We start from the raw sequence: 26,280 nt of genomic DNA, 5'->3' as shown, positions 1-26,280 counted from the left end.
CTTGTCTCATCCTCTATAGCAATTTTATTTGTGTGTGTCTCACAACCATATCTGTTAAAGCCTAGAAAAGCAAAAAAATGCGCTCAAGATGCCTATAAGATAATAAAATTAGTCTATTTGCTATAACGTGTAAAGCGGTACGAACGGTGAGAATTAACTAACGAGTCTAGTGGAACAGTTGATGATAAAGAGTCCATTCATAACAATGATACCCGTCTGATTTGCAATTTCGCATAATTGTAATTATAATAGTTACAGTATGATCAATATGAATCGATGGAGGACTAATCAAATGGAAGCTAAGTTTAACCCGCTTTTCGAATCATTTACTTTTCGTAGTGGTGTGCAGGTAGAGAACCGCGTTGCGATGGCACCTATGACGACATGGTCTTCAAATGTAGATGGTACAATCTCTGATGCTGAGATTGATTATTATAGCCGTAGATCTGGTGGAGTAGGCATGGTAATTACGGCATGCACGAATGTCTCTAGGAATGGCCAAGGATTTCACGGGCAATTCGCGGGGTATAACGATGAGATGATCCCTAGCTTGGCAAGAGTAGCAACCACGATTAAGGAAAAAGGGTCGAAAGCTGTGTTGCAAATTTTCCACGGTGGACGTCTTTGTCCTCCTGAACTTGTAGATGGTGATGTTGTCAGTGCAAGTGCGGTACCTACTGATGACGGTCAAGTAACTCCAAGGGCACTTTCGGATGAAGAAATTGTAACCATTATTCAGGAGTTCGGTGAGACTACACGGAGAGCCATTGAAGCTGGTTATGACGGAGTCGAAATACATGGGGCTAACAATTACTTGTTACAACAATTCTTCTCTGCACATACAAATCGTCGTGAAGATCGATGGGGAGGGAGCCTTGAGAATCGTTTAGCTTTCCCGTTAGCGGTGGTGGATGCTGTTAAAGAAGCAGTAGCTAAGTATGCTAAATCTCCTTTCTTAGTAGGTTACCGATTGTCTCCTGAAGAGCCAGAAGAAGCGGGTATCACGATGAAGGATACATTTGCATTGCTTAATGAATTAGTGGAAAAAGAACTTGACTATATTCACATTTCTCTTATGGACTTCTGGTCCGAGCCAAGACGTGGTGTAGAAGACAAGGGTCTTTCTCGTATGGAATGGATTAGGGACCTTGTCGGTAATCGTGTTCCAATTATGGGTGTTGGTTCAATTAAGACAGCAGAAGATGGCTTGAAAGCCGTACAGATGGGCATTCCATTTATTGCTCTAGGTAGAGAAATTATTGCTGAACCTGATTGGGTGGAGAAGATCGAATCAGGTAACGAAGAAGACATTGCGACGACTATAAGCCGGGATGCACAGGAACTACTTGTGGTTCCAGATCCATTATGGCAAGGCATTATGACTAGAACAGGATGGTTTCCAGTTGTATAACTGATCTAGGAAATTCTATATTTCAATTGGCTAACAATAAAATGCACCTTTTTGAATAAACAGCGGACATCTCATCATGTAACTGCTGAAATTCGAAAGGTGCATTTTCTTATAGCTACTACAAATGCTAAATATAATTGAGATTAAATACTTGGCATCACATTGCCGCCATTTACGGGAATATAAGCTCCGGTAATGAAGCTCGCCATGTCAGAGGCGAGAAAGGCAACTGCATTCGCGATATCTTGATCCGTTCCTCTGCGTTTCAAAGGAACGTTCCGCGAATAGGCTTCGTTCTCTTCACTATTATTCTCGCGATCACGCTCGCTGATCGTCCATCCAGGAGCCACCTGATTGACGGTGATCTGGTATTCGCCTATTTCCTTGGCGAGTACACGATAAATACCGTCCATTCCGCGTTTACCTGCAGTATAAGCGGATTGACCAGGGAAGTTCTGCATCGAGCATTCAGTATTGATGCCGATCATACGTCCTGAACGGCGCTCAATCATCGATGGAACAAAAGCTTTTGCCAAATGTACACTCTGCATAACACAAGACTCAAATTGGCTAGGATAGTCTTCTAATGGCTGATCTAAAATGCTAGTCCATTCGTACTGAATAACTGCATTCGCAACGACAATATCAACTTGGCCCATTTCCGCGATAACTTTTTCTTTCATGGTCACCACAGCTTGGTAATCAGTTATATCAGCCTGAACAGACATGCACGGTCTGCCTTGCGCTTGAATCTCATGGATAAGCTCAGAAGCTTTAGCTTCATTACCTCGGTAATGAACGATAATATTAGCGCCATACTCCGCAAGCGTGCGGGCCATAACCCGGCCAAGCTGGCCAGTCGCACCTGTGATGAGTGCAGTTTTTCCTGCCAGATCTATTCCAGTCATATTCAGTTGACTCCTCTCCCGAGTACAGAACTGTAGATTGCGATATAAATTATGCCCAGTTACCGTTTACAAAGACCGCTTCTTCTTTACCATCATGGGTGATACCCGTAATACTCATTTCAGGGGAACCCATCATAAAGTCCACATGCGTGATGCTTGCATTCATACCGTGTTTAGCAAGTTCTTCTTCGGACATCGTTTTACCACCATTCAAATTGAAGGCGTACGAGCTTCCGATCGCTAGGTGACATGATGCATTCTCATCAAACAACGTCGTATAATACAAAATGTTACTTTGTGAGATCGGAGAGTGGAAAGGAACCAACGCGACTTCACCTAGATAATGCGATCCTTCATCCATGCTAATTAAACGGGATAGTGTTTCTTCGCCTTCTTCAGCCGTGAATTTAACAATTCTTCCATTCTCAAACGTGAGGGTGAAACGATCAATGATATTACCGCCATAACTAAGTGGTTTGGTACTGCTCACGTAACCGTTGACTCCATCTTTATGAGGTGCAGTGAACACCTCTTCCGTCGGTATATTCGCTACAAACATAGTACCTTGTTCGTTGAGACTGCCTGCTTGGGCCCATAAATGACCTTCTGGAAGTTCAATCGTGAGGTCTGTGCCTGGCGCTACAAAATGAAGTTTATGATATTTCTTATGGTTTAATTGATCTGATTTCTTTTGCAAAATGTCGATATGTTCTGACCAAGCTTGAATAGGGTTCTCTTGGTCTGCACGAGTTGCATAGAAAATAGCATCCCATAGTTTGCTAACCTGCTCATCCTTAGGCGCATCAGGGAACACTTTGGCTGCCCAATCAGGTGAAGGGAAAGCAATACCCGTCCAGCTCATTTTATCCGCTTGTTGATATTTGCGGTATTTTGCCATTGCCTTACCGTATGTACGTTGATAGTTAGAGATGCGCTCATGATCCACACCTTTTAACAAATCTGGGTTAGAGGAAATGATCGTAATAAAAGCAGCACCTTTCTCAACGAGTTCAATCATTTCACCTGCATGCCATGTTGGCGCTTCAAGGAAAGACTCGTCAGGTGCAAGGTCGTATCGAATTCGGGTAACGTCTTCGTCAGTATAGTTAACCTTTACGAGTGGCGATCCGATCTCATAAGCTTTACGGACGATAAGACGAACGAGTGGTGCAGCATCAATGGTTGCGTTTACAACAAGCGTTTGACCTGGCTGCACGTTCGCACCAATTTTGACAGCTAGTTCTGCATAGTTATTCAATTTCTCTTCAAAAGTTAACATGAATTGAGGCCTCCAGTGTGTTTGGGCTGAGGAGTTTGGCATCCATCTCCTGATCTTGTGAGTAGTTAAGTTATATCCTTACTATTGTAAATCAACCGTGGGTCAAATAGAACCCTAGTGCTAATAAATTATTGTAAAAAAGAGCCTTCTCCATAATTGGAGAAGGCTCTTGCTATTTCTAGACTGTCAATATTGTATACGGATCTGATTAAATTGCCCAATTTCCTTTTTTAATTACAGGCTCTTCCTGTCCATCTGCGGTTACGCCGAAAATATCCATCTCGCCCGAACCAATCATGAAGTCCACATGTGTAACACTAGTGTTTAGACCATGTTCGGCCAATTGCTCTTGGTTCATGTCCTTACCACCTTCAAGGCAGAAGGCATAAGCGCTACCGATTGCTAAATGGTTGGAAGCATTCTCATCAAAGAGTGTATTGAAGTATAGGATGTTCGAATCAGAGATTGGTGATTGATGAGGTACCAATGCAACTTCACCAAGATAGTGTGAGCCTTCATCCATAGCCACAAGATGTTCAAGTGTTTCTTGACCTTCTTCAGCGGATACGTTCACAATCCGTCCATTCTCAAATGTAATGGAGAAACGATCGATAATATTACCACCATAGCTTAGAGGCTTGGTGCTGCTCACGGTACCATTAACACCTGTTTTTAAAGGAGCTGTAAATACTTCTTCTGTCGGCATGTTAGCTACGAAGCTATGCCCTTGCTCATTGTGGCTATCTCCAGCCGTCCATATATGTCCTTCTGGTAGTTCGATCGTTAAATCCGTACCCGGAGCTATGTAGTGCAGCTTCTTGTACTTTTTATCATTAAGCAATTTCGATTTAGAGCTTAATGTTTGAAGATGAGATTCCCAGGCTTCAACTGGATTGTCCTGATCGATACGTACAGTGTGGAAAATAGCATCCCACAGCTTATCAACTTGTTCAGATTCAGGAGCGTAAGGGAACACTTTAGCTGCCCATTCAGGTGAAGGAACAGCGACCAAACACCAGCTGAATTTATCTGCCTGTTGGTATGCACGGTATTTCGTCATCGCTTGACCACGTGTTTTCTGGTACGTTGCAATTCGTTGCTGGTCAATGCCTTTGAGTAAATCAGGATTCTCAGCAAGTACATGTAGAATCGCTGCACCTTTCTCTACAAGCTCCGTCATTTCTCCAGCAAACCAAGTAGGCGCTTCAGTGAACACTTCGTCGGCTGCACGTTCATAAAGAAGACGAGTAAGAGCTTCGTCATTCCAGTTAACTTTAACGAATTTAGCTCCAGCATCATAAGCCTTTGTGGCAATTAATCGCACAAATTCAGCAGATGCGATGGGTGCATTAATGACTAGGGTTTGATCTTTTTGAATATTTACGCCAACGCGAACCGCAAGATCGGCATATTTGTTTAATTGATTGTTGAAATCTGACATGTAGTTTCCCTCCACAGAATAATCTGACATCCTTACACCCATATTGTACTAAATTGTGAACCATAATGAAAACAAGCATGCTACGTTGGAAAGAGAACCCCGTATGGTATAATATATACATAAATATCATTACCAAAGGAGATTCAAACGATGGAAGTTCAGATCATAAGAGCTGATATGCACAAAGACGAGGAAAAGCATTACGTTGGACATACGATATTTAAGCTAGCTGACCATAAATCCGAGTATGAAATTACCTTCTTCAGTAAGAGAGGTAAAGATTGGGATTATAGCCTTAATTTCGCCGGTGAACCGGGCAACGAAGAAGAGTTTTTGAAAACCGACACCTTGGTTGAAGAAGACGATGATCTGTTTGATACGTTACTGGATGCGGCTTTAGATACAATGGAAGAGGAAGCTAAGGAAGAGTAGACAAGCTCAATATGGCTGTAGATGTATGACAAGGGGATGTATGTTATGAATTATGATGATAATGTCAAACGCCGGCTGAAGAGCTTGAAGGCCAAGTTCGTGGCGTTCTGAAGATGATGGAAGAAGACAAAGACTGCAAGGAAGTCGTAGCTCAGCTCTCTGCCGTACGTAGTGCGACAGACAAAGCGATGGCTTATATTGTAGCGATGAATTTAGAACATTGTATTCTTGAAGAGAAAGAGAAGGGCAATGACACGAGCTCTCTTGTACATGAAGCCGTTGAATTACTGATTAAGAGCCGTTAGTTGTTACTTATTCTACAGATAGAGATTGAAATAAAAGGGAGAGAGGAAACCGAATGGAAAATAAGAAGCCAACGGAATTAGCCCGAATTATTCGTGAGCGCAGATCTGTAAAGAAGGGTTATACAGACCAGTCGGTTCCTAAAGAGCTCGTTCTTGAATTGTTAAATGATGCGGTTTATGCACCAAACCATGGATTGCGTGAGCCTTGGCGGTTTATCTTTGTGCCTGCTGAGCTAAAGGAGTCATTTGTTGAAGAAATGGTCCAACATTATCCTGAGGATATGGCAGAGAATCGTCGTAACTATTTTAGTGAACCTACAGCTTTCCTCATTGTAATCATGCCAGAAGAAGAACGTCAGAAGCAACGTGATGAAGACTATGGTGCGGTTGGCTCCATGATTCAGAACTTTCAGCTTTTGGCTTGGGAACGAGGACTTGGTGTAGTCTGGAAGACGAATGTTCATATTTATGACAAGAGGCTTCATGAGCGCCTTGGCCTTACGGATCATGAGCGAATAGCTGGATATTTGCATTTGGGCTATTTTGATGAAGTACCAGAAGGCAAGCCAAGAATACCCGTCGAAGAGAAATTTACTATTTTTCAGCCGTGACTCCCGAGATTCGGGAGTTTTTTATAATTACTTTAGAGCACTGTTGAAGGCAGGAGGGTTTGGTCATAATGATAACAAGGGTAATAGAGTTATGAGCGTACATAGAGTTTAAGTTATTCACACATATCGGAGGTAAATCAGCATGAAATCTAAATCTAAACATCTTGCCACGTATTCACTGATCGTCATGGGAATTGGATTTATCGTTACCTTGTTCCTACCCCAAAACCTATGGGTTCGTTTATTACAGGGCGGATTTGAAGCGGGTCTTGTCGGTGGTTTCGCAGACTGGTTTGCAGTTACGGCATTGTTTCGCCATCCATTAGGTATTCCGATACCCCACACATCTTTGCTACTCGAGAACCGCAATAAAATTGTTAATTCGTTGATTTCTGCGATGGAGAGTGAATTGCTTAACAAAGAGAGTATCAGCCGTAAGCTTCGCCAAATGAAATTATTTCAGGCGCTATCTTCAGGTACTTTTAAATGGGTTCGCAAAAAAGAGGTCCGTCAGGTTACGCTTACTTCGATTGCCTCCGTTATTGAACAGGTTCCCGTTGAGAAGGCTGCGCCTTTTATCCAACAAGGCATTGTGCGTTATGTTCGAAATAAGGACGTAGCTCCCTTGTTAAACTGGGCGGCTGACGAAGTAGTAGAGAAGGGATACGATGAAAAGGCGTTAGATCAACTCGTGATTTATGGATCACAATGGGCAAGAAAACCTGAGACGGAGCTCATGCTAGGACAGCTGGTTCATGGCAAATTACAGCAGCTACAGTTTAGTGGAATGAAGGGCTTTGCCGTACAAGCATTTATCGGATTTATGAGTGAAGAAAAATTAGGTTCAATGATTAAAAATATTATTATTTCTTCGCTTCAGGAAATTTCGTATCCTGAAAGCGAATATCGGATTCGCATTTTGCGTGAAATTAAAACGAAGCTGAAAGAAACTGCTGGAAATCCAAATATTTCTCTACAAATCAATCAATGGATTGAGTCGAAGCTAGACGATCCGAATACTGAACAATGGATTACAACCAAATTAGAAGAGCTTCGTGGACGCCTGCTTGCGATTCTTGAGAAGGAACAAAGAAGCGGTGGGCGCTCCCTTATTAAAGGTTTCCGATGGATCACTCGTACACTTCAATCCAAGGAAGAGTTAATGAACCGCTGGGAGCAAGGCCTATTGTCGTTTATTATTCAAATGGTTGAGGCAAATTACTACCGTGTAGGACAGTTGGTTAGAGACAATTTGGATCAACTAGATGATCAGGCGCTAGTGCAAATGCTTGAGGAAAAAATCGGAGATGATTTACAATGGATTAGAGTCAATGGTGCCGTGTGTGGTTTTCTCATCGGTATCGTGTTGTCCATTATTCATCTAGCCATTTCATAATATTTCAGCATGAATGACAACAAGAATAGAACTAGAAAGGGTGTTATCATATGAAAAAAAACCGTCTAGGTTCGACAGATATATATATTAGTGAAATTGGATTAGGTTGTATGTCTCTTGGGACAGATGAAATGAAAGCAACGGAGCTAGTCCATCAAGCGATTGAGCAGGGGATTAATTTCTTAGATACCTCGGACTTATATGATGAAGGTTTGAATGAATTGATCGTTGGTAAAGCCATTAAAAAGAAGAGAAATGAACTGATACTCGCAACTAAAGTCGGAAACCGGCGTATTCTAGGACAAAAGGGATGGCATTGGGATCCTTCCAAGGCTTATATCAAATCAGCTGTGAAAGACAGTCTAACAAGACTTCAAACCGATTATATTGATCTGTATCAGCTTCATGGAGGTACGCTTGATGATCCGATAGATGAGACCATTGAAGCGTTTGAAGAGCTTATGCAAGAAGGCTGGATTCGTAGTTATGGTATTTCCTCGATACGTCCCAATGTCATTCGTGAGTATGTGAAACGTTCAAAAATCGTTAGCGTCATGAGTCAGTATAGTATTCTTGACCGCAGACCCGAAGAGGAAATAATGCCTCTGCTTGCTGAGCATCAAATTAGTTTGATTGCTAGGGGACCCGTGGCCAAAGGGATTTTGTCTGAACAAGGGGAACGCAAAGCAGAGGATGGCTTCCTCGATTACTCCCGCGAGGAGCTTATCACCCTTCAATCTAAACTGAAATCCCTTTCCTTAGCGGATCGCAGTATGTCGCAAACGGCTATTCGTTATGCACTTTCATCTCCTGTCGTTGCAGTTGCTATTCCAGGAGCAAGCTCAATCGAACAACTTGAGCATAATATTGCTGCAGGGCATTCATTAGAATTGACAGAGGAAGAGTTATCAACGATTCAAAAAATAAGTAAAGCCAATCGGTATGCGTCACATCGATAGGTATTGTAAAAGTGAGCATGTGAAAGGATGAGGGATAACCCTCATTCTTTTTTTTTTTGAATCTAAAACATTCACCATTATTAAATATGTAAAAATTATCCAATAAATAATAATTATAATTATTATTTATTAAAGTTTTGTAGAATTAAAACGTATTCATTATGTATAATGATGGAGAGAACATAGATGAAAGGATGCGTTATATATGAAATTCACTGAATATCCTTATGAACGTCCCGATATGAAAGTAATTGAACAGCGGTTTAAAGAATCGATTCATAACTTTGAAGAAGCTTCAACTTTCGAAGTGCAAAATCAAGTGATGAATGAAATTAATAAGCTACGTAGTGAATTCGAAACGATGGGTGAATTAGTGGGTATTCGTCATTCCATCGATACAAATGATGAATTTTACAAAGCAGAACAAGATCTTTTTGACGAAATCAAACCTGTCTATCAAGAATACATAACGGAGTATTACAAGGCACTGGTGAATTCCAAATTTCGTGATGAGCTAGAAAGTAAATGGGGTAAGCAATTATTCCTGCTCGCTGAAATGTCCTTAAAAACATTCAGTCCAGAAATTATTGAGGATTTGCAATTGGAGAACAAGCTATCTACTGAATACACGCTGCTTATTGCTTCTGCTAAAATTTCTTTTGATGGTGAAGAGCGTACTTTATCTCAGCTTACTCCTTATGAGGAATCAACTGACCGAGAGGTACGTCGCAGCGCTTCCGAAGCGAGATACAAATTCATGTCCGACCACGAAGCTGAATTTGACCGGATCTATGATGAATTGGTAAAAGTACGGACGAAAATGGCTCGTAAACTCGGCTATGCGAATTATGTGGAATTGGGCTACGCACGTATGAACCGTACTGACTATAATGCCGAGATGGTTGCAAATTTCCGTAAACAAGTCCAAGACTTTATCGTGCCTGTCGCGAGCAAATTGAAAGACCGTCAACGCAAACGGTTGGGTCTCGATCAGTTGTACTTTTATGATGAAGCGGTTAGTTTCAAGACAGGAAATGCAACACCAAAAGGTGATCCACAGTGGATTCTGGATCAAGGCGTTCAAATGTACTCCGAACTATCGCCTGAAATCAACGAATTCTTCAATTTTATGGTTGAAAATGATCTGATGGATCTGATTAGCAAAAAGGGTAAACAAAGTGGCGGATATTGCACATATATGAGCAAATTCAGTGCCCCATTCATTTTCTCGAATTTCAACGGAACCTCAGGAGATATTGATGTTCTTACCCATGAAGCTGGTCATGCGTTCCAAGTGTATTCTAGCCGAAATTACGAAGTTCCAGAATATCACTTCCCAACCAATGAATCTGCAGAAATTCATTCCATGAGCATGGAGTTCTTCACATGGCCTTGGATGGAGCTCTTCTTTAAAGAAGATACAGATAAGTATCGCTTCCACCATCTGGAAAGTGCGCTGTTATTTATTCCCTATGGTGTATCCGTGGATGAGTTCCAGCATTTCGTATATGAGAATCCGGATGCTACTCCTGCTGAGCGTAAACAAGCATGGAGTGAAATTGAGAGTAAATATTTGCCTCATCGTGATTTTGGAGATAATGAATATTTAAAACAGGGTGGTTTCTGGCAGAAGCAGGGTCATATTTATCAGATGCCATTCTACTACATTGATTACACATTGGCACAAATCTGTGCATTCCAGTTCTGGAAACGTATGAATGAGGACTGGAAATCTGCTTGGGCCGATTACCTAACGCTGTGTCAGGCTGGAGGTAGTCTTTCATTTACAGGGTTAGTGGCACTTGCTGGATTGAAGTCTCCTTTTGAAGACGGATGTGTATCCTCCGTTATTGGAGTCATTGAAAATTGGCTTGATCGCGTTGATGACACCGTATTATAAAAAACGAATAAATATTATCACATAAAAAATATGTGAACGAGAAGACATCTGGATATTTAGTCCAGATGTCTTTTTGTTGTCTCAACTTGCATACTGGCTGTGGATGTTGAATAGACATGTACTTGTACACCATTCTTTTTGTAAGAGGACAAGGAGGTAGACCGAATGTCATACGCTCAAACACATGCGACCGCTATATCTATTATTGGAATCGGTACGGCCGTCCCCGTTAATCTACTTCAGCAAAATGAAGTTTTTAATCGAATCGAAGAAGCACTGCAAGATTATCCAGATTCAATTCGCTGGGCTAAGCGGATTTTTAAACAATGCGGTGTTGAAACCCGCTATACCTGCGAACCAAATCTGCTTGAAAAGGCAGGGGATTGCCGTTATCTTCCCTCAGCGAATCTTCAGGATGTCCCATCAACCTCTGAGCGGATGGAAATCTATAAAAGGGAAAGTATTCCAATAGCGCTGCAGGCTGCGCGCGAAGCTCTACAAGACGCTCATACAGATCCAACTGAGATTACACATATCATTACGGTGAGCTGTACAGGTCAATTTCTTCCTGGACTTGATGCCATCTTGGTGCATCATTTAGGTCTTTCTCCACGAGTTAATCGTATCCCGCTAACCTTTCAAGGCTGTGCAGCAGGTCTGAAGGCTATTCAGTTGGCGAAACAATTAGCGGAAAGCACGAACTCTTCGAACATTTTAGTCGTTTGTGTAGAGCTGTGCACACTTCACTTTCAGCCTTCAAGTTCAAGAGAGTCATTATTTGCCTCATCTTTTTTCGGTGACGGTGCTTCAGCTTGTATTATTGGTATGTCTGACTCTAGCAAGACATATGACAATGGAGTATTCAGGCTCGGCGAGGGGCATTCCATATTACTACCTGATTGTGCAGATGAAATGATCTGGGAGGTGGGTGATACAGGATTTGATCTGTATCTGTCTCCCAACATCCCAAAGCTATTAACCAAATTTCTCCCAGAAGAAGTGAATTTGCTGCTTAGAGAGCGCAAAGTTCCGGAATTATGGGCCATTCATCCTGGAGGACGTGGAATCGTAGACGCAGTCCAAAAATTGTACAACCTTACAGATGAGCAGACGATGTATAGTCGCAACATTTTACGAAGCTTTGGAAATGTATCGTCTGCTACGATTCTGTTCGTGATGCAACAAATGAGACAAGATTTAGTCGAACGTAAGCTATCATCAGCAGAAGGGATTGCCCTAGCTTTTGGCCCCGGGCTTACATCAGAGTTGATGAAGTTTACATTTATGCCATCTACATCTCCACAGGAGGCTGAGCTGCAACATGTACATCATTCATAAGTTGAAGACTAGAGCACTTGAAGATGAGTATATGGATGATTTTAGTACAGGTGGTGCTGAGCTGCGAGAAGCACTACAGCATTTACGTAGATTAAATTGGATATTTGGCAATTCGGGCCCGGTCTTGCAAGGAATTCATAAGTTGTGGCAGCAATCCGGTAAACCCGTTCAGCTATCGATTATAGATATTGGAGCAGGCTCAGGAGATGTGAATCGAAGAATTCTTAGATGGGCTGAAAGACATCACATTGATATACGTATTACGCTTGTGGACATAACCGAAGAGGCCTGTGCGGAAGCTCGACGTTTATTTCATAAAGAACCCCGTGTCAAAGTTTGGCGTATGGACCTATTCCAATTAGCTCCGAACTGTGCGGATATGGTGGTGTCGTCTCAGTTCCTCCACCATTTTGATCAAGTGAAAATGGCAGAGGTCGTACGGCATATGACCAACGCATCTCGTATCGGCGTGGTTATTAATGACATCCATCGTCATATTATTCCATGGGCAGCGGTCTGGGTGACGGCTCGTCTAATATCTAGAAATCGATATATTCATCATGATGGTCCTCTTTCCGTAGCGAAAGGGTTCAGATCTGAAGACTGGATACAACTGGAGCGCGGCATAGATCCTTCGCTAAATATGACCTACGCATGGAAACCTTTGTTTCGTTACACAGTTGTGATTAAGAAGCCACAGGAAGGAGGCAATGGATGCCTGACATAGATGCTGTTGTCATTGGCGGTGGTATTGGGGGCAGTTGCCTGGCTATTCAGCTAGCTAGACAAGGGTGGAAGACCTTATTAATTGACCGTCAGCACTTTCCACGTCATAAAGCATGTGGGGAGTTTCTGTCTCCTGAATCTCGTCAAATGTTACATCTTCTCGGAGTGAGTGATGCCATTCATTCCATGAATCCTAGTCTAATCAATACGGGCAAGCTTATTTTCATGCACGGGGGTACGCTAGATACAGAACTCACGGGAGAGGCATGGGGAATAAGCAGGTTAGCATTGGATTCACTCCTTCATCAGGCAGCTAAAACAGCAGGCGCCATCATTGAAACTGGAGTAGCCGTTCATTCCGTCATCGCTCACGAATCAGGATATACGATTGAGCTCAGACGTGGTGGAGCAAGTGAATGGATCGAATCAAAGACGATATATGGAGCATGGGGTACAAGGCGGCCGTCTGGCATGGGTGAGAATATTGCAAGACCTCATCGAAGCAAAGAGACCTATATTGGCGTGAAAACTCACTTACGTGGTGTCATGATGAATTCAGCGGTTGAGCTATACTTTGTACCTGGCGGATATATTGGGCTTTCCCCCGTTGAACAAGGCGTTGTGAATATGGCAGCGATGCTGAGACGGGATGTTATAAAAGGAAGCGGGCATTCGGTTACGGAACTGCTTGAAGCGGCTGCATCAGGCAATGCCAAGCTGGCGAAGCGACTATCAACCGCTTCTATTATCACTGGAACGCAAGTATCTGTGGCTCCTGTTGCGATCTCCAAAAAACCTCTTGCTTGGCAGAACATGCCTCTTGTTGGAGACGCGAGTGTGATTATTCCTCCATTGTTTGGCGATGGGATGTCTGTAGCGATGCGCTCAGCTAAGCTCTGCGCAGACTCAGCAAACCGTTATTTACGTCATGAAATATCGATGGATGAATGGAAAATCAATTATGTTCATTCCGTTCGAAGGGAGTTCAGTTCCCTACTTCGTTGGGGGCAGTTGCTGCATTCTCTTAGTTCAGCTCCGCTGATCCCCCATCTATTTGTTGCAGGAGGACAGCTATTTCCCTCAATGAAAAGAAAGCTTGTTAGAGCAACGCGCCTGAAGGAAATCGAGCAGTAGCTTGGACAGTATGGTCTAAAAATGCTAGGAGGAGCTATCTATGGGATACCGAATGCTGACTTATCTGACCATTCGCCTTCCAGGCGTGATCATTGCGCTGTGGATGGCTTTTTGTATCGTATTCGGCTCTTCCGCTGCATTGCTTCCTTCAGTGCTAAAGGATCATGGTCTCCAAGTAGAGGGTGCTTATAACGAAGTCCAGCATATTCTTAATGATCATTTCGGTATTCCTGCAGATCCTGTGATTATTGTGTTCGAGAGAGATAATAAGGAATCTGTAGTAAATCTGAAGCAGATTATGGATCAAACTTTATCGGATATGATAAGGATTGAAGGGCTGGAAACGGTTATCTCTCCCAAGTCAGATCCACGAATGCTCCAAGGAAATACAGGATATATTGTCCTAGGATTCAATCACCCCTCTTTTGCGATGGCACCCACGATCTCTAAGATTCATAGTCTTATTCCTAAAACACCTAATATAACAGTAGGTTTGACCGGTAAATCTGTTGTACAAGCGGATGTAAATCGAGCTAGTTTAGCGGATATGAAGAAGGCTGAGTTTATCGGTATCCCACTGGCATTTGTTATTCTTTTAGTTGCATTTGGAGGCGTGCTTTACGCTTTGCTACCTATTGTAATTGGACTAATTGCAGTGAGTGGAGCGATGGGTATCATGTATTGGTTAGGCATGAGCGGAACTATGGAACTTTCGAATTTTGTCCTTAATGTTATCCCAATGGTTGGGCTTGCATTGAGCATTGATTTCGCACTTATATTGACGAATAGGTTTAGAGAAGAACGCTCAGCAGGTGGGGTGGAGAACACCATTGAAAAAGCGATGCTGATCACTCTACGAACCGCAGGTAGATCGATTCTGTTCTCTGCGGCATGTGTTATCCTGGGACTTGCTGCTATATATCTAATACGTCTTCCGATGTTCCAATCGGTTGCTGTAGCAGCAATTACGGTGCTTATCATTTCTGTGATTCTGAATTTAACGCTGCTACCTGCAATGCTTTCACTATTGAATCGTAGAGAATCTACAAAATATCGAGCCTCTACTGCTAAATTGCGCCTTAAGTGGCTACAATGGTCTTCCTTTGTAATGAGAAAACCATTACGGATGACTTTTTTCTCTTCCATGCTGATCGTATTGTGTGTAATTCCTGTACGGAACTTAGAGACTTCTATACCTGATGCTTCCTCCTTACCTAGAGCCTATGAATCCAGATGGGCTGCTAATACATACCATTCCCAATTTGAGAGTAAGACAAGCTCGTCTATTCCAATTGTAATTCAGGACAAGGATTTGGGAGTGGGTAGCTCGAAGTGGCCGGCCATTGTTCAGTTGCAGCAGTCTCTTAAACATGATCCTAACGTCCTGACAATGGAACCAATTTTACAAAATATACATAATGAATTACTTCTCTCTGTGACGATTCGAGGTATTCCAGGATCGGAAGAGGCCAGCGAGTGGCTGCGAACATGGGAAGAGAAGGGTGAGCATTACACGTTACCTTTTATACTTGGCGGAGAAGCCAAATATGAGCAGGAGATACAGGATGAAATTCATGAAAGGCTCCCTAGTGTGCTGTTATGGATTGGGCTATCAAACTTCATTTTGTTATTCATAGCTTTCCGTTCAATTGTGATTCCACTCAAAGCTTTACTTATGAATGTGTTAAGTTTGGGAGCTGCCTTCGGTATCCTAGTCTTTATATTTCAAGATGGAAGATTAGGGATGGAGCCTAGCAGCATTGCCATAATGATTCCTGTATTTATTTTTGGATTGGCCTTTGGGATTAGTATGGATTATGGTGTATTTCTGCTCTCACGTATGACCGAAGAATATGAAGCGACAGGAAATTATAAACAAGCGATTCAAGAAGGTCTGGTTTCAACAGGTCGAATAATTACATCGGCGGCAGCCATTTTACTTGTCGTAACCATACCTTTTGCTTTTGGTGAAGTGGCAGGGGTCAAACAACTAGGAGTAGGTATCGCTACGGCCGTTTTCATCGATGCAACGTTAATCAGATTAGTGCTTGTACCTTCCTTGATGATGTTAATGGGGCGGCTAAACTGGTGGCTGCCACGCTTCCTGCGTTAGCAGCCGTTTATTTCGACTTAACTTGGATTGATAGCCATCATGATGATATAAGTGAAATCATTATATTGCTCTTTAATAAATTTTTCATTGTTTTTCAGAAAAGCGAGTACTTCTGGATGTTGTATCTGTGCAAAATCGACCATTTGATCTCGATCCACGATTGCTGCTGTAGTTCGGTCTAAAGGATTAACCATCTTGCTATCCGTCTCTATCTGTATTTGATTGAATCCGGAAGCGGTAAGAAGATCCTGCCAATCTGTCGGATTGGGTAAAATTCGGATGCCGTATAAGTGTTTCATCGTTTTCTCTAATTCTACATCTTGTTTGCGTGCGCATAGTTCTCTATCCACCAGACGGCCACCAGGTATTAGCACACGTCTGTATTCTGTAAGTGCTGCAATAGGATCTGCGAATAAAGTGACCGATTCTACGAATACGACGTCAAACGAATGATCATCGAAAGGGAGCTTCGTTACATCTCCCTCAATGAATGTAATGCTTGCATGCTGCCTTTTTGCACGTGTTCTGGCTTTGGCAAGCATACCCTGATGATTGTCGATAGCTGTAACAATGCAGCCACTTCGTGCGAGATGGCATGCCGTTCTGCCGGTACCACATCCGACTTCTAATACCCGTTGACCTGCAACAATAGGATGTCGTTTCAACAACTGAAGTGTCGCTGCGAATCCGCCAGGATGGGCAGCTCCTTCACCCATAATGCTAATATATCATGATAATTCATGGTTCACGCCCCTTTGACTATATTGTATGTGAGAATCTTTCTTTGCTTATGGGCTGGAGCCGATCTTCGCCTGCACGTACAAGTGACTCAGTCAAGCAATGGAAAGTGAGAATACAATATGGGGAATAACTGAAAAGGGAGGGGTACATCCAATGCGACAAATTTATCCAATATGTCAGGAAACGTGCAAGCCTTTGGTCGGTCAGCGCTTCTGTGCAGTCATGCATGACGGAAGACATGTCTATGGCACACTCAGTTACGTACATGAACACGGTCTGGAATTCGATGGCGCATGTAAAGGCGCTAATGTATTGTCTACAAAGGCATATAAAGCGAAAAAACAGCTTCAAGATATGCATAAAGCCAAGGCTAAAATTAAGAACTATGGATACGGATATGGCAATGGTTACGGCAACGGTTATGGATATGGTGGAGGATATGGGTACGGATACGGTAACGGTGCTGGTCTTGCGTGGGCAAGTATAGCACTGCTGTTTTTACTCCCGTTCTTCTTTATCTAAGAAAAGTTATAGAATACAAAAGAAGCGTACAGGCTCATGCCCGTACGCTTTTTTAATATAAACTATTTTCGCAGACAAACCTGCTCAATCGTATGATTAGGACCTTTTTTAACGATCAGTTTAGCGCGTTCTTTCGTTGGAAGAATATTTTGCTGTAGATTAACAGCATTAATTTGTTCCCATATTTGGTAAGCCTTCTGGATCGCCTCAGCTTGTGTAAGAGAAGCATACCGATGGAAGTAAGATTCAGGATTCTGAAAGGCAGTATCACGTAGCATTTGAAAACGTTCAACATACCATTTGCGAATATTAGCCTCATCAGCATCAATATAGATGGAGAAGTCAAAATAATCACTGACAAAGACCTGGGCTTCCGTATTCACCTGTAATACATTAATTCCTTCTAGGATTAAGATGTCAGGCTCAGTAATGATTTGTTCTTCGCCTTGAAGAATATCGTATGCAGTATGGGAATAGACAGGAGCACGTAGTTCAGGCTGTCCGCATTTAGCGTTTCCAATAAACTGAATCAGTTTCTTAATATCATAACTTTCAGGAAAGCCTTTCTTATCCATCATTCCTCGTTCCTGTAAAATATGATTTGGGTACAGGAAACCATCCGTTGTTACGAGTGCTACATTTGAATGCTGATCCCATTGTGATAGTAGAGTCTGCATTAGCCTTGCTGTTGTACTCTTGCCGACGGCAACACTACCAGCGATACCGATAATATAAGGAGATTTAGCTACAGGACTGCCAAGTAGTGATCTCATCTCTGCATGGAGCCTTTGGAAAGCGTTCACATATAAATGAATTAATCGCGTTAGAGGTAAGTACACTTCACTAACTTCTCTTATGGATATGTCTTCGTTAAGTCCTCTGAGTTGTTCAAACTCTTCTTCTGTGATTTGAAAATGAGGGAGGTCGTTCACGCTACCCCAATCCTCACGGCCAAACTCGAAATAAGGAGAATATGTATTCATTGCAAGCCTGCTTTCTAGAGAATAAACTTAAGCACAATACATAGCTGGACTAAGTTTTTCTTGAACTATAAACATCTGTAATGCAGTATATAGTGTATCCAGTAAACATACAAGCACTGGATTACAATGAAATAATACCATATTTTTAGTTTCAAGTCGGAACCGTTATAATGATAAGAATGATATAAAAATGAGGTTTACAGATAAGTGAGTTGATTCTAATGGACAAAGAAAAACAGCGTTTATCGATTGAGGCCGCGAGATTGTATTATCAGTCCGATTATAGCCAGCAAGATATCGCCTCTCGTCTAGGTGTCTCAAGACCTACTGTATCCAGATTGCTTCAATACGCCAAGGAACAAGGCTATGTTCGTATTGATATTGTTGATCCCCATGAAGATTTAAATGCACTCGCGAGAGATTTACGTACAAAATATGCACTAGACACGGTTGAAGTTTGTTATTCACCGCTTAATACGTATGAAGAGATTAAGAAGCACATTAGTAAGAAGACCGCTTCATTCTTAAATGAAACCGTCCAGGATAAAGACATTATTGGTGTAACGTGGGGAACAACCATGCATGCTGTGGCACTTCATTTACAACCCAAGCATGTAAAAGGTGTGGAAGTTGTCCAATTGAAGGGCGGTGTAAGCCACTCTCACGTAAATACTTATGCTGCTGAGACTGTTAATTTATTCGCTGAAGCCTTTCAGACCGTACCGAGATATTTACCTCTTCCAGTCGTCTTTGATAGTATTGCCATGAAGCAGATTGTTGATGAAGATCGTCATATCGGACGTATTGTTGAATTAGGGAAACAAGCAAATATTGCAGTATTTACGGTAGGTACCGTGAAGGAAGATGCGCTACTATTTCGCTTAGGTTATTTTAGTGAGGCCGAACAGGAACAGTTGAAAAGCAAAGGTGCAGGCGACATCTGTTCTCGGTTTTTTGATAAGGAAGGCCATATTTGCAGTGAAGAAATTAATAACCGTACCGTAGGGATACAGCTTTCTGATCTTCGTAACAAGGAGAAGTCAATACTCGTTGCGGGTGGACAGCGTAAAGTGGAGGCCATTCAGGCTGCACTTGCGGGTAAATATGCTAATATTCTAGTCACAGATCAGTTTACAGCCCAGGCTTTACTTCATTAATAATGCTTAAAAATCCTCAATTATACTTTTAGAAATCTGCCGAGTTTACATACGGCAGATTTTTTTTGTGCACAATACTTGAGACGATATGAATCAGCATGAACATAATTTCATGATGTTGTTTACATATGTTCAAGCGGGTGATATGATAACCCTATAAACGGTTTCATCGTTTGAGACCGTATCAAATAACGTTAACTAACATAATAAAGGGAGGATATAAATATGAGTTTAGCACGCATGATTGACCATACTCTGCTACGTGCAGATGCAACAGAAGCTGAGGTTAAGAAACTGACTGAAGAAGCGAAGACATATGAGTTTGCTTCTGTATGTGTGAACCCAACTTGGGTCAAATTTTCAGCGGAACAACTGAAGGGTACTACAGTCAAAGTATGTACCGTAATTGGTTTCCCTCTAGGTGCTTCCACATCTGCTGTGAAAGCTTTTGAAGCCCAAGATGCGATCGCTAATGGAGCTACTGAAGTGGATATGGTTATTAACATTGGTGCTTTGAAAGATAAGAACGATCGTGTCGTTGAACAAGACATTAAGGCAGTTGTTGAAGCTGCTAAAGGTAAAGCATTGGTTAAAGTAATTATTGAAACTTGTCTGTTAACAGACGAAGAGAAAGAACGCGCTTGTCGTTTATCTGTCCAAGCTGGTGCAGATTTCGTGAAAACTTCAACGGGATTCTCTACTGGTGGCGCAACTCCAGAAGATATTCGTCTCATGCGTCAAACCGTTGGTCCTGACATCGGAGTCAAAGCTTCGGGTGGTGTTCGTAGCTCGAAGATATGAACCAAATGGTCGAAGCAGGAGCTACTCGTATTGGTGCTAGTTCAGGCGTGAAAATCATGCAAGGTGGAACGTCTACATCTACTTATTAATGTTTGAGGGGCAGAAGAGGTTTCTCTTTTGCCCAATCCTTATTAATGGGTGCAATTTCAAGTTATTTCACTGTCATAGACTATTTGAAGAGCGTGTAAGCGCTTAATATATTATTTTCAAAAGTTTTCACGTTTACTAAACTTAAAATCGAGTGCAAGGAGACAGCTATGAAATACTTAATTGCGATTCTAGGTTTACTTGTTGTGTTTGCACTTGCCTTCGTAGGCAGTAATAACAAGCGCAAAATTCGCTATCGCCCACTGATCATCATGATCGTGCTGCAAGCTATACTAGCGTATGCTCTACTGAACACGAGTATAGGTTCTTTTTTGATTAAAGGTTTTTCTAGTGTCTTTGACAAATTGCTCGCGTATGCGGCAGAAGGTGTAAACTTTGTATTCGGTGGACTGGCGAACGAGGGTCAGGCGCCTTTCTTCCTGACGGTGCTTTTACCGATTATTTTCATTTCCGTATTAATTGGTATCCTTCAGTACACAAGGATATTACCTTTTATTATTAAGTATATTGGATTGGTGTTAAGTAAGATTAATGGAATGGGTAAACTTGAATCTTATAATGCTGTAGCTTCTGCGATCCTGGGACAGTCTGAAGTGTTCATTTCTGTGAAAAAGCAAATCGGACTGCTGCCTAAACATCGTCTCTATACCTTATGCGCATCGGCTATGTCGACGGTTTCGATGTCAATCGTTGGGGCATACATGACCATGATTGATCCGAAATATGTTGTGACTGCGCTAGTGCTGAATTTATTTGGTGGATTCATTATTGTTTCGATTCTGAATCCTTATGAAGTATCGAAAGAAGAAGATTTTCTTGAAGTCCAAGAAGAAGAGAAACAATCATTCTTCGAAATGCTTGGCGAATATATTATGGACGGTTTCAAGGTAGCCATTACCGTTGCTGCGATGTTAATCGGATTTGTTGCATTAATTGCAATGATTAACGGTATCTTTGATGGCATCTTTGGTATTTCGTTCCAAGAGTTACTTGGATACATTTTTGCACCATTTGCATTTATGATGGGTGTTCCATGGAAAGAAGCAGTGGAAGCCGGTAGCATTATGGCAACTAAAATGGTTTCCAACGAATTTGTTGCGATGCTTGAACTTGGTAAACATACGGCAATGTCCGCTCGCGCAAACGGTATTGTATCCATCTTCTTAGTCTCCTTTGCAAACTTCTCGTCGATCGGAATTATTGCCGGTGCCGTAAAAGGCTTGCATGAGAAACAAGGTAATGTGGTTGCACGTTTCGGTCTAAAACTGTTGTATGGTGCAACGCTAGTGAGTGTACTTTCAGCTACGATTGCGGGACTGTTTTTATAATTGATTCGCATGCGTTATACTCAGGAATGAAGGAGTGATTCATATGGCAACTTTTAAAAAAATACATCTGATTGTAATGGACTCTGTAGGTATTGGTGAAGCGCCAGACGCTGCACAGTTTGATGATTTCGATGTGGATACATTCGGACACATCGCACGCGAACGTGGTGGGCTTAATATGCCTAACATGGGTAAACTTGGACTTTCTAACATTCGTGAAGTACAGGGTGTGGATAAATCAGACAAGCCAATGGCTTATTATACGAAGATGCAAGAAAAATCCGTTGGTAAAGATACAATGACGGGTCACTGGGAGATCATGGGTCTCTATATTGATACACCATTCCGAGTATTCCCTGATGGATTTCCAGATGAGTTGATTCAGCATATTGAAGAGAAGACAGGTCGCAAGGTGATTGGGAATAAACCAGCTAGCGGAACAGAAATTCTTGATGAGCTGGGCGAAGAGCATATGAAAACAGGTGCACTAATCGTGTATACTTCTGCCGATTCTGTTCTGCAAATTGCAGCACACGAAGATGTGGTTCCTCTCAAGGAGTTATACGAAATTTGTGAATTCTGTCGTGAAATTACACTTGAAGATCCGTACATGCTTGGACGCATCATTGCTCGTCCATTCTTGGGTGAGCCTGGAGATTTCAAGCGCACACCGAATCGTCATGACTATGCACTGAAACCATTTGATCGTACGGTAATGAGTGAGCTGAAAGATGCTAATTATGATGTTATCGCACTGGGTAAGATTTCAGATATTTATGACGGTGAAGGCGTAACAAAATCTGTTCGTACGACTTCCAATATGGACGGTATGGACAAAATGATATCAACGATGGACGAGGATTTCACAGGTTTGAGCTTCTTGAATCTGGTTGATTTCGATGCTCTATATGGTCATCGCCGTGATCCTCAAGGATATGCCCAAGCATTGGAAGATTACGATGTGCGTTTGAACGAAGTATTCGCTAAAATGACGGATGATGATCTTCTGATCATTACAGCTGATCACGGAAATGACCCAACCTATCGTGGAACAGATCATACGCGTGAATATGTACCTTTGCTTGTGTACTCACCACGATTTAAGGATGGTGGTAGTGATCTTTCAATTCGTACAACATTTGCTGATATCGGTGCTACCGTGGCGGAGAACTTTGGCGTGAAGATGCCTGAATACGGAACAAGCTTCTTATCACAACTTAAATAGCAAATCTGCTATGATTCATACTTTAATTCATCCATATTTACAACTTTGAAAGCGAGGTATACATCTAATGAGAATGGTTGATTTGATCGAGAAGAAACGTGACGGACATGAACTAACAACAGAAGAGATTAACTTTATCATTGAAGGATATACCAAGGGTGATATCCCGGATTATCAGGTTAGCGCTTTGGCTATGGCCATCTTCTTTAAAAATATGAATGAACGCGAACGTGCTGACCTTACAATGGCCATTGTGAACTCTGGTGATACGATCGACCTTTCTGAAATTGAAGGTGTGAAGGTAGATAAACACTCTACAGGTGGTGTGGGTGATACAACTACACCAAATAACATAATGTTGCAGCTATCTTTAAAAGCAGAAGAACCGACTAATTTCCGTATCTGGGCTTTTAACATATACCAAAAATTTAGAAATGGTTTTAAATTGTGGTTAGAATCAATTGTTGAAAAAGAAGGCCACGATTTTACTGCTAAAGCAATTGCTGATAAAACACACATAAGTCAATATACTGCAAAAAGTTATCTAGTATATGATTCTGTTCCACAACAGCCTTTGTTTGAAAAAATAAGCGCAGCTTATAACACATCGTTAGAAGAATTCATGGCTTTTGCAAAAATTGACGTACATTCTCACCTTCTCTTTGATATCGTAACAACAGTTGTAACATGGAAAAATAAAAATATAATCAAAACGAACAACACAGGAGGAATATTGCTATGAGAATGTCTGATCTTATACTCAAGAAAAAACATGGCGAAATTCTGACTAAAGAAGAAATTACGTTTATGATTTCTAAATATAGCTCAGATGAAATTCCAGATTATCAAATGGCTGCTTTCGCTATGGCGGTCTGCTTTCAAGGAATGGATGATGCTGAAGTTTCTTATCTCACACATGAAATGGCTTTTTCGGGAGACACCATTGATCTTTCGGGTATAGATGGCATAAAAGTAGACAAGCATTCCTCTGGGGGCGTTGGAGATAAAACAAGTTTAATTGTCTTGCCTTTAGTAGCTTCACTAGGTATTAAAGTAGCTAAAATGTCAGGTCGCGGACTTGGTCATACAGGTGGAACTTTGGACAAATTGGAAGCAATTGAAGGATTTAGAATTGAGTTAAGTGATGATGAATTTATTCAAACCGTAAATGAAGTTGGGATTTCTTTAATTGGACAAACTCTTAATTTGGTTCCTGCGGATAAGAAATTATACGGACTTAGAGATGCTACGGGTACTGTAGATTCAATTCCACTAATTGCAAGTTCCATCATGAGTAAGAAAATTGCTTCAGGAGCCGACGCAATTGTGTTAGATGTCAAAGTAGGTTCAGGTGCATTCATGAAAACTGTTGATGATGCGAAGGAACTAGCAAAACTAATGGTTAGTATCGGTAGTAAATTAAACAGGAAGACTGTTGCGATATTAAGCAATATGGAAGAGCCGCTTGGTCATGAAGTTGGTAACGCTAATGAAATTAAAGAAGTAGTTGAAGTATTAAAAGGACATGGTGAAACTAAATTAACGGAACTATGTTTAGAATTGGCAGCGCAAATGATGGTATTAGGTGAGAAACAAAGCAATAAAGAAGAAGCAATCGTCGAACTAAGAGAAGCAATTAGTTCAGGAAAAGCTCTGGAGAAGTTTAAAGAGTTTATTGAAGCTCAAGGAGGTAATAGTGGTTTCATTGATGATTATTCACTGTTGCCCCAAGCGAAAGAAACAATTGAAGTGTTGAGTGAGACTAGTGGTTATATTACGGCAATCGACGCTGAGGAAGTTGGAATTTCAGCCATGTTGCTAGGTGCTGGTCGTAAAACAAAGGCAGATAAAATTGACTATGCTGTCGGAATTACAGTGTTGAAAAAGACTGGAAGCAAAGTTGAAAAAGGGGATGTTATAGCACATATTCATAGTAACGGAAACCATGAAGATAGTGTCGCTAAACTAAAAAAAGCATTCACAATTGAGAATACAGCTCCAGTTGTAGATCCAATTATTTATGAAGTTATTCAATGAATTGATGGATAATTAAAAACTATAATTTAAAAAATTACCCCTTCAATGTAGTTTATTAATTTGAGGGGGTATTTATTTGGTTTCTGATAAACGATAATAATACATAAAGTAATATATGATAAGTTAACTTAATATTTATAATAGTGAGGTATAAGAGATGTACTTGTTTTCAAAGAAAATTAAATGTTCGAGTTGCGGGAAAAACTTTAAGGGAATAAAGGAGCGAAACAAAGAAAAATATATTTGTTCTTCTTACTCTAATTACGGCAAATGTATAAGACAAGTTATAGAACAGAATCGAATTGTCTATTTAGTTGCTAACCATCTCGAAATAGACAAAGTTAAAACAGGAGTTGGTACAAGCGGATCTAAAATGACATTAAGGACAAAAGTAGAGGATTATGATCAGATAACATTAGAACAAGTTATGAATTCTGTGAAACAGATTAATATTGATCCAATTAATAAGACTATAGAAATATTATACAATGACAACACAAGAACGTTCGTTTCTGATGATCAAATATATTTTTAAGAAAAAAATAGCCTCCCTCAAGATAAATATTCAAATTAGACCATTTTAGGATGACATGGTATGTTTTGATATTTTTTACTTGAAGGAGGCTATTGTTAATCATTTTACGAAATAGGGGCGTTCAAAAAACGTTGATATATAAGGGTTTTCTAAGACGAAACTATGCATAAAACAGGACTATCATGCATATCATTATTGAATAATTTTAGGATGACACTTTTCTATATAATTTGATCATTTTAGAGCATATTTTACTAATTATTTTGTGGTTTTTGTCCAGAAGCAACACGAAGAATATCAGCTAACCTTCCGATGTCATTTTTCTCAGATATTGATTTAGAAGCTCCCCAAGCCGGTTTAAGATACTTATCTATAATTAAATTTGCATCAACTAATTTCATTTCGATTTCCTCCTTAATTCCTTCATTTTTATAGTACTCTTGTAAATAACGAGTAGGTTCTACAACTCCAGACTCAGTCTCAGTCCAACCAAAGCTAGGACTGTACTTCTTACGAATTTCATAATGGAGATGGGCTCCTGTAGATTTTCCTGTATTTCCTTGGTTACCTATTTTTTCTCCTCTTGTAACATGCTGTCCTACTTTCACGGATACGGCAGAAAGGTGGGCATACACATGCAGATAACCTTTATCATCTTTAATGCTACTACGTTGCCCATATTCCCAAATCCTGAGCCTGTCACGCCCATCTTTGCATGTAATACTTCTCCAGCTACAAATGCAATTAGAACACCGTTAGAAGGGGATGTAACGAGATCTACACCTCTATGAAATCTCATGACATGATCAACTGGATGCATACGCATACCAAAAGGGGAGGTGAGACGATATTTTTCAAATGGATACATAATTTTCATTCCTTTCAATAGT

General features: G+C 41.1%; 23 protein-coding genes and 3 pseudogenes. 19 read left to right on the top strand and 7 right to left on the bottom strand.

Annotation, left to right across the window (positions count from 1 at the left end):
- The first annotated feature begins 292 nt into the window (after window positions 1-292).
- Complete coding sequence (locus JCM16418_RS07405; RefSeq protein WP_036647265.1) at window positions 293-1,411, top strand: NADH-dependent flavin oxidoreductase; 1,119 nt, start codon at window positions 293-295, stop codon at window positions 1,409-1,411.
- 143 nt (window positions 1,412-1,554) lie between these two features.
- On the opposite strand, the gene JCM16418_RS07400 is transcribed toward JCM16418_RS07405, so the two are convergent.
- From JCM16418_RS07400 to JCM16418_RS07390, 3 genes are all read right to left on the bottom strand, one after another.
- Window positions 1,555-2,319 (bottom strand): SDR family NAD(P)-dependent oxidoreductase, encoded by a 765-nt coding sequence (locus tag JCM16418_RS07400; RefSeq protein WP_036647263.1) that lies wholly within the window; start codon window positions 2,317-2,319, stop codon window positions 1,555-1,557.
- A gap of 49 nt (window positions 2,320-2,368) precedes the next feature.
- Complete coding sequence (locus JCM16418_RS07395; protein ID WP_036647260.1) at window positions 2,369-3,598, bottom strand: aminopeptidase; 1,230 nt, start codon at window positions 3,596-3,598, stop codon at window positions 2,369-2,371.
- A gap of 208 nt (window positions 3,599-3,806) precedes the next feature.
- The gene (locus JCM16418_RS07390; protein ID WP_036647258.1) at window positions 3,807-5,039 is read right to left on the bottom strand and encodes an aminopeptidase; all 1,233 of its coding nucleotides are present in this window, start codon (window positions 5,037-5,039) and stop codon (window positions 3,807-3,809) included.
- Between the two features lie 150 nt (window positions 5,040-5,189).
- Here JCM16418_RS07390 and JCM16418_RS07385 point away from each other — a divergent pair, with 150 nt between their 5' ends.
- The 10 genes and pseudogenes from JCM16418_RS07385 (at window position 5,190) to JCM16418_RS07340 (ending at window position 15,953) form a co-directional block, all read left to right on the top strand.
- The gene (locus JCM16418_RS07385) at window positions 5,190-5,471 is read left to right on the top strand and encodes a hypothetical protein (RefSeq protein WP_036647256.1); all 282 of its coding nucleotides are present in this window, start codon (window positions 5,190-5,192) and stop codon (window positions 5,469-5,471) included.
- Between the two features lie 45 nt (window positions 5,472-5,516).
- Window positions 5,517-5,776 (top strand): annotated as a pseudogene (locus tag JCM16418_RS07380) (metal-sensitive transcriptional regulator).
- Window positions 5,777-5,829: 53 nt separating this feature from the next.
- A complete protein-coding gene (locus JCM16418_RS07375) occupies window positions 5,830-6,387 on the top strand; it encodes a nitroreductase family protein (RefSeq protein ID WP_036647254.1) in 558 nt (185 codons plus the stop codon).
- Window positions 6,388-6,529: 142 nt separating this feature from the next.
- On the top strand, window positions 6,530-7,783 hold the full coding sequence (locus JCM16418_RS07370) for a DUF445 domain-containing protein (RefSeq protein ID WP_036647252.1): 1,254 nt from the start codon (window positions 6,530-6,532) through the stop codon (window positions 7,781-7,783).
- 50 nt (window positions 7,784-7,833) lie between these two features.
- Window positions 7,834-8,742 (top strand): aldo/keto reductase, encoded by a 909-nt coding sequence (locus JCM16418_RS07365; RefSeq protein WP_036647250.1) that lies wholly within the window; start codon window positions 7,834-7,836, stop codon window positions 8,740-8,742.
- Between the two features lie 205 nt (window positions 8,743-8,947).
- The gene (locus tag JCM16418_RS07360) at window positions 8,948-10,642 is read left to right on the top strand and encodes a M3 family oligoendopeptidase (protein WP_036647249.1); all 1,695 of its coding nucleotides are present in this window, start codon (window positions 8,948-8,950) and stop codon (window positions 10,640-10,642) included.
- Between the two features lie 165 nt (window positions 10,643-10,807).
- Window positions 10,808-11,980 carry a type III polyketide synthase gene (locus JCM16418_RS07355; protein WP_036647247.1) on the top strand — a complete coding sequence of 391 codons (1,173 nt, stop codon included), beginning with the start codon at window positions 10,808-10,810 and terminating at the stop codon, window positions 11,978-11,980.
- A complete protein-coding gene (locus JCM16418_RS07350) occupies window positions 11,964-12,707 on the top strand; it encodes an SAM-dependent methyltransferase (RefSeq protein WP_036647245.1) in 744 nt (247 codons plus the stop codon). The genes JCM16418_RS07355 and JCM16418_RS07350 overlap by 17 nt, the downstream gene beginning before the upstream one ends.
- Window positions 12,695-13,840, top strand: a complete 1,146-nt coding sequence (locus tag JCM16418_RS07345) for an NAD(P)/FAD-dependent oxidoreductase (protein WP_036647242.1) — start codon at window positions 12,695-12,697, stop codon at window positions 13,838-13,840. Before JCM16418_RS07350 ends, JCM16418_RS07345 begins: the two co-directional genes overlap by 13 nt.
- A 40-nt stretch (window positions 13,841-13,880) precedes the next feature.
- Window positions 13,881-15,953 (top strand): MMPL family transporter, encoded by a 2,073-nt coding sequence (locus tag JCM16418_RS07340; protein WP_052020112.1) that lies wholly within the window; start codon window positions 13,881-13,883, stop codon window positions 15,951-15,953.
- A gap of 17 nt (window positions 15,954-15,970) precedes the next feature.
- Here the strand turns inward: JCM16418_RS07340 and JCM16418_RS23610 are convergent, their stop codons facing one another.
- Window positions 15,971-16,669: a class I SAM-dependent methyltransferase gene (locus JCM16418_RS23610; RefSeq protein WP_052020111.1), complete on the bottom strand. Its 699-nt coding sequence runs from the start codon at window positions 16,667-16,669 to the stop codon at window positions 15,971-15,973.
- A gap of 178 nt (window positions 16,670-16,847) precedes the next feature.
- Between JCM16418_RS23610 and JCM16418_RS07330 the strand changes: the two genes are divergently transcribed.
- Window positions 16,848-17,216: a hypothetical protein gene (locus tag JCM16418_RS07330; protein WP_036647240.1), complete on the top strand. Its 369-nt coding sequence runs from the start codon at window positions 16,848-16,850 to the stop codon at window positions 17,214-17,216.
- 62 nt (window positions 17,217-17,278) lie between these two features.
- Here the strand turns inward: JCM16418_RS07330 and coaA are convergent, their stop codons facing one another.
- Window positions 17,279-18,199, bottom strand: a complete 921-nt coding sequence (gene coaA / locus JCM16418_RS07325; RefSeq protein WP_036647237.1) for a type I pantothenate kinase — start codon at window positions 18,197-18,199, stop codon at window positions 17,279-17,281.
- A gap of 221 nt (window positions 18,200-18,420) precedes the next feature.
- Between coaA and deoR the strand changes: the two genes are divergently transcribed.
- The 7 genes and pseudogenes from deoR (at window position 18,421) to JCM16418_RS07290 (ending at window position 25,390) form a co-directional block, all read left to right on the top strand.
- Entirely contained in the window at window positions 18,421-19,356 is a 936-nt protein-coding gene (gene deoR, locus JCM16418_RS07320; RefSeq protein WP_036647236.1) for a DNA-binding transcriptional repressor DeoR, read from the top strand.
- Window positions 19,357-19,581: 225 nt separating this feature from the next.
- Window positions 19,582-20,246: pseudogene (gene deoC, locus JCM16418_RS07315) on the top strand (deoxyribose-phosphate aldolase).
- Window positions 20,247-20,414: 168 nt separating this feature from the next.
- The gene (locus tag JCM16418_RS07310; protein WP_036647234.1) at window positions 20,415-21,593 is read left to right on the top strand and encodes a NupC/NupG family nucleoside CNT transporter; all 1,179 of its coding nucleotides are present in this window, start codon (window positions 20,415-20,417) and stop codon (window positions 21,591-21,593) included.
- A gap of 43 nt (window positions 21,594-21,636) precedes the next feature.
- On the top strand, window positions 21,637-22,818 hold the full coding sequence (gene deoB / locus JCM16418_RS07305; RefSeq protein WP_036647232.1) for a phosphopentomutase: 1,182 nt from the start codon (window positions 21,637-21,639) through the stop codon (window positions 22,816-22,818).
- 67 nt (window positions 22,819-22,885) lie between these two features.
- Window positions 22,886-23,161 (top strand): annotated as a pseudogene (deoA, locus tag JCM16418_RS24220) (pyrimidine-nucleoside phosphorylase); the annotation flags it as partial.
- 395 nt (window positions 23,162-23,556) lie between these two features.
- The gene (locus JCM16418_RS07295; protein ID WP_036647228.1) at window positions 23,557-24,855 is read left to right on the top strand and encodes a pyrimidine-nucleoside phosphorylase; all 1,299 of its coding nucleotides are present in this window, start codon (window positions 23,557-23,559) and stop codon (window positions 24,853-24,855) included.
- Window positions 24,856-25,018: 163 nt separating this feature from the next.
- On the top strand, window positions 25,019-25,390 hold the full coding sequence (locus JCM16418_RS07290) for a recombinase zinc ribbon domain-containing protein (protein WP_158442414.1): 372 nt from the start codon (window positions 25,019-25,021) through the stop codon (window positions 25,388-25,390).
- Window positions 25,391-25,644: 254 nt separating this feature from the next.
- On the opposite strand, the gene JCM16418_RS26325 is transcribed toward JCM16418_RS07290, so the two are convergent.
- Window positions 25,645-26,025, bottom strand: coding sequence for a M23 family metallopeptidase (locus tag JCM16418_RS26325; protein ID WP_277912094.1), 381 nt, complete (start codon window positions 26,023-26,025; stop codon window positions 25,645-25,647).
- A complete protein-coding gene (locus JCM16418_RS25695; RefSeq protein ID WP_052020109.1) occupies window positions 25,995-26,258 on the bottom strand; it encodes a M23 family metallopeptidase in 264 nt (87 codons plus the stop codon). Before JCM16418_RS25695 ends, JCM16418_RS26325 begins: the two co-directional genes overlap by 31 nt.
- Between the last annotated feature and the right edge of the window lie 22 nt (window positions 26,259-26,280).

Source organism: Paenibacillus pini JCM 16418, from assembly GCF_000576305.1.
In the GTDB taxonomy this organism is placed as follows: Bacteria; Bacillota; Bacilli; order Paenibacillales; family Paenibacillaceae; genus Paenibacillus_AQ; species Paenibacillus_AQ pini.
Note: the sequence above shows the minus strand (reverse complement) of the source record. Positions and strands in the feature narration are given on the sequence as shown.